Origin of the sequence: Geodermatophilus chilensis (assembly GCF_002802985.1) — a bacterium.
In the GTDB taxonomy this organism is placed as follows: Bacteria; Actinomycetota; Actinomycetes; order Mycobacteriales; family Geodermatophilaceae; genus Geodermatophilus; species Geodermatophilus chilensis.
This window is the reverse complement of record NZ_NVPT01000208.1, coordinates 1-7958: the sequence shown is the minus strand read 5'-3', so window position 1 is coordinate 7958 and position 7958 is coordinate 1. Positions and strand designations below refer to the sequence as shown.

Here is a 7958-nt window from a genome sequence, read left to right as displayed (position 1 = left end):
GGGACATGGGGCTTTTTTTTTTTCAAGCAGAGGGCGGCATACGGGGTCTAGTACGGTCTCGTGGGCTCGGAGATGGGTATAAGCGACAGGGGGAGGACCCCGTCCTCCTCACCGCTCGCAGGCGCGCGGCGAGCCTCAGGACGGGGCCGGCCCGGGCAACTCCACGGAGCGTCGGCACGGTTTGGCAGGCTCGGGGGGTGACCGCTCCCTCGACGCCCGAAGCCCCCTGGCCGGTCCGCACCGTGGCCCGCAAGGTCGCCGAGTGGATCGGCCGGCTGGGTGAGGTCTGGGTCGAGGGGCAGATCGCCCAGCTGTCCCGCCGCGGCGCGGCGACGGTCTTCCTCACCCTGCGCGACCCGGCCGCCGACCTGTCGGTGCCGGTCACCTGCAGCCGGGACGTCGCCGACCGCCCCGGCCTCGAGCTCACCGAGGGCGCCCGCGTCATCGTGCGGGCGCGGCCGGACTACTACATCGCCCGCGGGTCCTTCTCGCTGCGGGCGACCGAGATCCGCGCCGTCGGCCTCGGTGAGCTCCTGGCCCGCATCGAGCGGATCCGCCGGCTGCTGGCCGCCGAGGGCCTGTTCGATGCCGCCCGCAAGCGCTCGCTGCCCTTCGCCCCGGCCGTCGTCGGCGTGGTCACCGGACGCAACAGCGCCGCCGAGCGCGACGTCCTGGTCACCGCACGCCGCCGCTGGCCCGCCGTCCGGTTCGCCGTCCACCACAGCCTGGTGCAGGGGCCCTCGGCCGCCGCGTCCGTCATCGAGGGGCTGCAGCGGCTCGACCGGGACCCGGAGGTCGAGGTCATCGTCGTCGCCCGCGGTGGTGGGTCGGTGGAGGACCTGCTGCCCTTCTCCGACGAGGGCCTGGTGCGTGCCATCGCCGCCTGCCGGACGCCCGTGGTGACCGCGGTCGGCCACGAGACCGACACGACGCTGGTCGACCACGCGGCCGACGTCCGGGCCGCCACGCCCACCGACGCCGCGCACCGCGTGGTGCCCGAGATCGGCGAGCAGCGCCGGCTAGTCGACGGACTGCGTGCCCGCGCCCGGCACCTGGTGGGTACCCGGCTGGAGCAGCAGGAGCGGTGGCTGGAGAGCGTCCGCAGCCGCCCGGCGCTGGCCGACCCGCAGCGCCTGCTGCACGGCCGCGCCGACGACGTGGAACAGCTGCGCACCCGCGCCCGGCGGACCCTGACCCACCGGCTGGAGGCGGCCGAGCGCGACCTCGAGCACGCCCGTGCCCGGGTCGCGGCGCTCTCCCCCGCCGCAACGCTGCAGCGCGGCTACGCCGTCGTCCAGCGGGCCGACGGCTCCCTGGTCCGGGAGCCCGGCGAGGTGGCCGACGACGAGCGGCTGTCGGTGCGGGTGGCGGGCGGCCGGCTGCCGGTCCGGGTGGCCAGGGAGGATGGGGAACCGTGAGCGAGACCCCGGGCGAGCAGCCGACGACCACCTACGAGCAGGCCCGCGAGGAGCTCGCCGACGTCGTCCGGCGGCTGGAGGCCGGCGGGCTGACCCTCGAGGAGTCCCTGGGCCTCTGGGAGCGCGGCGAGCAGCTGGCCGAGCTGTGCCAGCACTGGCTGGACCGGGCTCGCGAGCGGCTGGCGAAGGCCGCTCCCGGTGATCAGCCGGAGTAGGGCCGCACCGATCCGGCGACGGTCTCCAGCTCCGCGTCGGACGCCGACCCGGTGACCAGCACGGTGACGCCGTCGGCCGTGCGGGAGAGCACCGTCTCGCCGCGCTCCGTCGTCCCTCGGGTCCAGGCCTGTCCGCCGAGGTCGACGGTGCCCTCCTGCTGCTGGGCGCCGGCGAGGACGGCGTCGACCGCGTCGGCCCGGGCGTCGTCGCTGACCACGAAGCCGGCGTACTCCGCCGAGGGCGTCAGGTAGCCGATCTCCAGGGTGACCGGGTCGCCGGCCTCCGCCTCCCCGGCGTCGGTGCGGGCGCTGGTCGGGCGGTAGCCGTCGGGCAGGTCGGCCGGTGCGACCACCGGGTAGCCGGCGCGGGCGGCGGCCAGCTGCACGGTGCTGGCCGGGTCGACCTCGCGCACGGGGTCGACGCCGGACTGCCTGAAGGTCATCCAGCCCACGAGCGCCAGGCAGATGAGCACCAGCGGGACCAGCGAGCGCAGCATGTTGGCCGCGCTCATCCGGTTGGTCCGCTCGATCGCGGGCGGGGGCACCTGCGCGGGGGGCTGACTGGTCGGACCGGCTGAGCTCACCCCCCTAGGATGACAGGACTCATCGCCCCACCCCGCCGCCCAGCGTCCGCGCGGCGGAACCAGGAGGTCCGCGTGTCCCTGCCCCTGCCCGACGGCCCCGCGACCCACGCCGGAGACAGCTTCCGCGCCGACCGCCCGGCTCCCGACCGCAACCTCGCCCTCGAACTGGTGCGGGTCACCGAGGCCGGTGCGATGGCCGCCGGCCGGTGGGTGGGCCGTGGCGACAAGAACGGCGGCGACGGTGCCGCGGTCGACGCGATGCGCGCGCTCATCGGCACGGTGAGCATGAAGGGCGTCGTCGTCATCGGGGAGGGCGAGAAGGACCAGGCCCCGATGCTCTTCAACGGCGAGCAGGTCGGCGACGGCAACGGCCCGGAGTGCGACGTCGCGGTCGACCCCGTCGACGGCACCACGCTCATGGCCAAGGGCATGCCCAACGCCATCGCGGTCATGGCGGTCGCCGACCGCGGCGCCATGTACGACCCGTCGGCGGTCTTCTACATGGAGAAGATCGCCGTCGGCCCGGCCGCGGCCGACGTCGTCGACATCACCGCGCCGGTCGCGGAGAACATCCGCCGGGTCGCCAAGGCCAAGCACAGCTCGGTCGGCGACGTCACCGTGTGCATCCTCGACCGCCCGCGCCACGACCAGCTGGTCCACGAGGTGCGGGAGGCCGGCGCCCGGATCAAGTTCATCACCGACGGCGACGTCGCCGGCGCCATCGCCGCGGCCCGCGAGGGCACCGGCGTCGACCTGCTGATGGGCATCGGCGGCACGCCGGAGGGCATCATCGCCGCCTGCGCGCTCAAGTGCATGGGCGGTGCGCTGCAGGGCAGGCTGTGGCCCAAGGACGACGACGAGCGGCAGAAGGCGCTGGACGCCGGCCATGACCTCGACCGGGTGCTGGAGATCGACGACCTCGTCCGCGGCGACGTCTTCTTCGTCGCCACCGGCATCACCGACGGCGAGCTGCTGCGCGGCGTCCAGTACCGGGCCGGCGGGTGCACGACGCAGTCGCTGGTCATGCGCTCGAAGTCGGGCACGATCCGGCTGATCGACAGCCTGCACTCGCTGGAGAAGCTGCGCGCCTACTCCGCGGTGCCCTTCGACCGCGCCAGCGACTGAGTCACCGCGGTCCTCCGGACCGCACCGCGGCCAGCAGCCGTCCCCCGGTCGAGCAGAGCCGCTGCGTCGCTCGATCGCGGAGACCCTCCGGGCCCCCACTCCTCACGACCGCGGGGTTCCCCATCCAGGCAGGATCGGCGGCAGGGGCGGCGGCGTCAGGTGGCAGGCGGCGAGGCGGTCGGCCATGGCCCGCCACCGGCTCGCGGACTCCCCCGGCGCCAGGCTGCGCAGCCGCAGGTAGCCGAAGACGCTGCGCGCGTGGACGACGATCCGCGGTGTGCCGGACAGCCGCGGCACGGGAGCCAGCGTGGTCTTCCGGTCCCCGAAGACCGTCCGGCCCCGCAGCTCGGCGTCCACCCCCTCGGCGACGACCACGTCGATGTCACCGAACACCGTGCCCAGGGTGATCTCGATGCGGTCGGCGTCCGTGCGCAGGCCGCGCAGGTCCAGCCGGACGTCGCCGAACACGGTGCTCACCCGCTGCGGCGCGTCGGGCCCGGCGAGCTTCACGTCGCCGAACACGGTGCTGAGCTCCTCGGGGACCCGCGTGCCCACGATCTCGACCGGCGGCGGGGCGTCCGGGGGCAGGTCGGCGACGAGCACGGCCAGGTCGTCGTGGGTGCCTGCCGCGTAGGCGGCTCCGACCCGTTCGCCGAACTCGGAGAGGTCGATCCGTCCCTCGGCGACCGCCCGCTGAAGGCGCGTCACGATGGCCTCGCGGTCGGCGTCCGAGGCGCGGACGACGGGCCGGGCGGGGACGGCGTCGGGGTCCACGAGCCGACCGTAGCCGAGCCGCCGCCCCCAGTGACCGGTCCCGACGCCGGGCCGTCGTCCTGCCGGAGGTCATTCGAGCTCGGTGCAGTAGGCGACGGTGAGCGGCTTGACCCGGCCCCCGCAGCGGTCGCGCCGTTCTCCGACGTCACGCTCGACGGCTACGCGCAGAAGTGCTTCGCCGGGGGCCACCGGTCGAGCGGACCGACCCGAAGAGCACCGCGGCGCCCACGGCGGCCGCCGCGACCGGGCTGCCGGTGCGGCCGGGCGGGACGGCGGGCGGCGTCCGCCTCGAGCGGGACGGCGCCGGACGGCTGCGGCTGGGCCATGCGCTCTCCTCCTACCAGGGCGGACGTCCCGTGCTGGGCCAGCCCTGGCCGCTCGGACCGCTCCCACGTCGGAGCGGTCCGGACCGTGACCTCGCGGGCATCTAGGGTCCTGAGTCGGAGCACTGTCACCAACCACCACACCGGGAGACGCAGCAATGCCCGCTGAGACCCAGGCCGCCTCGCAGGACGGCGCCGACTACCGCATCGAGCACGACTCCATGGGCGAGGTCCGGGTCCCCGCATGGGCGAAGTGGCGGGCGCAGACGCAGCGCGCCGTCGAGAACTTCCCGATCTCCGGCACGCCGATCGAGCGGGAGCTGATCGCGGCGCTGGCCGCGATCAAGGGCGCGGCCGCCGCGGTCAACGCCTCCCTCGGCGTCCTGCCGCAGGAGACCGCCGACGCCATCGGCACCGCCGCCGCCTCCGTCGCCCGCGGCGAGTGGGACCAGCACTTCCCCATCGACGTCTTCCAGACCGGCTCGGGGACGTCGAGCAACATGAACACCAACGAGGTCATCGCGACCCTCGCCACCGAGGCGCTCGGCTCGCCGGTGCACCCCAACGACCACGTCAACGCCTCGCAGTCGTCCAACGACGTCTTCCCGTCGGCGATCCACGTGGCGGCGACCAAGGCGATCGTCCGCGACCTCGTGCCCGCGCTGGAGCACCTGGCCGGCTCGCTGGAGCGCAAGGCCGAGGAGTTCGCCGAGGTGGTGAAGAGCGGCCGCACCCACCTGATGGACGCCACCCCGGTCACCCTCGGCCAGGAGTTCGGCGGGTACGCCGCGGCGGTGCGCTACGGGATCGAGCGGCTGCAGGCCTCGCTGCCGCGGATCGGCGAGCTGCCGCTGGGCGGCACCGCGGTCGGCACGGGCATCAACACCCCGCCCGGCTTCGCCGCCGCGATCATCGAGCGGCTCGCGGGCGAGCTGGACCTGCCGCTGACCGAGGCGCGCAACCACTTCGAGGCGCAGAGCTCGCGCGACGCGCTGGTCGAGGGCTCCGGGCAGCTCAAGACCATCGCCGTCGGGCTGGTGAAGATCGCCAACGACCTGCGCTGGATGGGCTCCGGCCCGCGCACCGGCCTCGCCGAGATCCAGCTGCCGGACCTGCAGCCGGGCAGCTCCATCATGCCGGGCAAGGTGAACCCGGTGATCCCGGAGGCGGTCATCCAGGTGAGCGCCCAGGTGATCGGGAACGACGCCGCCGTCACCTTCGCCGGCACCACCGGCGTCTTCGAGCTCAACGTGACGCTGCCGCTGATGGCGCGCAACGTGCTGGAGGCGATCCGGCTGCTGGCCAACGTGAGCCGGATCCTGGCCGACCGGTGCGTCGACGGGATCGTCGCCAACGTCGACCGGTGCCGGGAGTACGCGGAGTCCTCGCCGTCCATCGTGACGCCGCTGAACAAGTACATCGGCTACGAGGAGGCGGCGAAGGTCGCCAAGCAGTCGCTGGCCGAGCAGAAGACGATCCGCCAGGTGGTCCTGGAGAGGGGATACGTGCAGCGTGGCGAGCTCACCGAGCAGCAGCTCGACGAGGCCCTCGACGTCCTCTCGATGACCCATCCGTGACCCTCGGCGGGGCGGGTCCGGCGCCGGATCCGCCCCGCGATCCGGCGAGGCATGGTCCTACCCCCCCGAACCTGAGTAGCGTCCCGTCCGATGAGCGAGACAGCGAGCGCACCCACGGCCGGCAACCCCGACGTGTCCCTGCGCCATCCCGGTGGAGAAATGCCCCTGCGCGTGGTCCCGGCCACGGAGGGGGCGGACGGACTCGACACGAGCAAGCTGCTGTCGACGACCGGACAGGTCGCGCTGGACATCGGCTTCGTCAACACCGCCTCGTGCACCTCGGCGATCACCTACATCGACGGTGACGCCGGGATCCTGCGCTACCGCGGCTACCCGATCGACCAGCTCGCCGAGAAGGCCAGCTTCGTCGAGGTCAGCTACCTGCTGATCTACGGCGAGCTGCCCACGGCCGAGCAGCTGGCCGACTTCGACTCCCGACTGCGGCGGCACACGCTGCTGCACGAGGACCTCAAGCAGTTCTTCAAGGGCTTCCCGCGCGACGCCCACCCCATGCCGGTGCTGTCCTCGGCGGTCAGCGCCCTGTCGACCTTCTACCAGGACTCCCTGGACCCCTTCGATCCTCAGCACGTGGAGATCTCCACGCTGCGTCTGCTGGCCAAGCTGCCCACGATCGCCGCCTACGCCTACAAGAAGTCGGTCGGCCAGCCGTTCCTCTACCCGGACAACTCCCTGGGCCTGGTGGAGAACTTCCTGCGGATGACCTTCGGCTTCCCCGCCGAGCCCTACGAGGTCGACCCCGATCTCGCCGCGGCGCTGGACATGCTGTTCGTGCTGCACGCCGACCACGAGCAGAACTGCTCGACCTCCACGGTGCGGCTGGTCGGCTCCTCCCAGGCCAACCTCTTCGCCTCGGTGTCGGCCGGCATCAACGCGCTGTTCGGTCCGCTGCACGGCGGGGCCAACCAGTCGGTGCTGGAGATGCTCGAGTCCATCCAGCGCGAGGGCGGGGACATCCCGGCCTTCGTCGAGCGGGTGAAGAAGAAGGAGCCCGGCGTCAAGCTGATGGGCTTCGGGCACCGGGTCTACAAGAACTACGACCCGCGTGCGGCGATCGCGAAGAAGACCGCCGACCAGGTGCTGGCCAAGCTCGGCGGCAACAACGAGCTGCTGGACCTGGCCCAGCAGCTGGAGGAGATCGCGCTCTCCGACGACTACTTCGTCGAGCGCAAGCTCTACCCGAACGTCGACTTCTACACCGGGTTGATCTACCGGGCGATGGGCTTCCCGACGCGGATGTTCACCGTGCTGTTCGCCCTCGGCCGGCTGCCCGGATGGATCGCCCAGTGGCGCGAGATGATCAACGACCCGGCCACCAAGATCGGCCGTCCCCGGCAGATCTACACCGGGGCCACCGAGCGCTCGTTCGTGCCGATCGACCAGCGCTGAGCCCCTCGTCCCGGCCCGCTCGAGGTCCCGTCGTCCGCCCCCGGACGACGGGACCTCGGCGTCTCGGGCAGCATGGGGCCGCCACGTCCGTCCGCACGACCGTCCCGGGAGGGAGTCCCATGGCCGAGTCCCCACCCGAGGACGACCTGGTGCTGCCCCCCGTGCCGCTGGCGACGGGCGGAGCGGTGCAGGTCGACGGCACCGGCCGCCGGGTGAGCCGGGTGGAGGTGGTCGTCTCCACCGAGGACGGCGAGGAGCTGCGCATCCCGCTCGAGCACCACCACGGTGCCTGGTGGCCCCCGGTCGAGCGCACCACACCGCCGGCAGGCCTGTACGCCGATCGGGTGCCACCTGCGGATCACCCTCACCCGGAGGGGTGAGACGCCCTCCCCCTCCCCTGTCTCTTATACCCCTCTGACGCTGCCGACGACTCCTTACGTTTATATCTCGTAGGGCTCCGCATTCTTAAAAAACAAACACAAAAAAAAGACGCTAAGACATGATGAGTACAGACACAATCAAATCTAAACATACA

Annotated in this window: 9 protein-coding genes; 6 read left to right on the top strand and 3 right to left on the bottom strand. The window is 72.7% G+C overall.

All coding sequences use genetic code 11. The features are described 5' to 3' along the window. Window positions 1-197 precede the first annotated feature (197 nt). Window positions 198-1418, top strand: a complete 1221-nt coding sequence (gene xseA, locus CNO22_RS23975; RefSeq protein ID WP_100501770.1) for an exodeoxyribonuclease VII large subunit — start codon at window positions 198-200, stop codon at window positions 1416-1418. Further along, window positions 1415-1633: an exodeoxyribonuclease VII small subunit gene (locus tag CNO22_RS23970; protein ID WP_100501769.1), complete on the top strand. Its 219-nt coding sequence runs from the start codon at window positions 1415-1417 to the stop codon at window positions 1631-1633. Before xseA ends, CNO22_RS23970 begins: the two co-directional genes overlap by 4 nt. On the opposite strand, the gene CNO22_RS23965 is transcribed toward CNO22_RS23970, so the two are convergent. Further along, entirely contained in the window at window positions 1621-2217 is a 597-nt protein-coding gene (locus CNO22_RS23965; protein ID WP_100501768.1) for a DUF4245 domain-containing protein, read from the bottom strand. The two genes, CNO22_RS23970 and CNO22_RS23965, sit on opposite strands and share 13 nt — an antisense overlap. Before the next feature lie 72 nt (window positions 2218-2289). Between CNO22_RS23965 and glpX the strand changes: the two genes are divergently transcribed. Next, window positions 2290-3342, top strand: coding sequence for a class II fructose-bisphosphatase (gene glpX, locus CNO22_RS23960; protein WP_269799629.1), 1053 nt, complete (start codon window positions 2290-2292; stop codon window positions 3340-3342). Window positions 3343-3444: 102 nt separating this feature from the next. Here the strand turns inward: glpX and CNO22_RS23955 are convergent, their stop codons facing one another. Both CNO22_RS23955 and CNO22_RS27955 read right to left on the bottom strand, forming a co-directional pair. Beyond that, entirely contained in the window at window positions 3445-4116 is a 672-nt protein-coding gene (locus CNO22_RS23955; protein WP_100501767.1) for a DUF1707 SHOCT-like domain-containing protein, read from the bottom strand. A 158-nt stretch (window positions 4117-4274) separates the two neighbouring features. Continuing rightward, window positions 4275-4442 carry a hypothetical protein gene (locus CNO22_RS27955; RefSeq protein ID WP_157937093.1) on the bottom strand — a complete coding sequence of 56 codons (168 nt, stop codon included), beginning with the start codon at window positions 4440-4442 and terminating at the stop codon, window positions 4275-4277. A gap of 155 nt (window positions 4443-4597) precedes the next feature. Here CNO22_RS27955 and CNO22_RS23945 point away from each other — a divergent pair, with 155 nt between their 5' ends. From CNO22_RS23945 to CNO22_RS23935, 3 genes are all read left to right on the top strand, one after another. Next, window positions 4598-6016, top strand: a complete 1419-nt coding sequence (locus CNO22_RS23945; protein WP_100501765.1) for a class II fumarate hydratase — start codon at window positions 4598-4600, stop codon at window positions 6014-6016. Between the two features lie 90 nt (window positions 6017-6106). Then, window positions 6107-7423, top strand: coding sequence for a citrate synthase (locus CNO22_RS23940; protein ID WP_100501764.1), 1317 nt, complete (start codon window positions 6107-6109; stop codon window positions 7421-7423). 119 nt (window positions 7424-7542) lie between these two features. Further along, window positions 7543-7803 carry a hypothetical protein gene (locus CNO22_RS23935; protein WP_100501763.1) on the top strand — a complete coding sequence of 87 codons (261 nt, stop codon included), beginning with the start codon at window positions 7543-7545 and terminating at the stop codon, window positions 7801-7803. Window positions 7804-7958 lie beyond the last annotated feature (155 nt).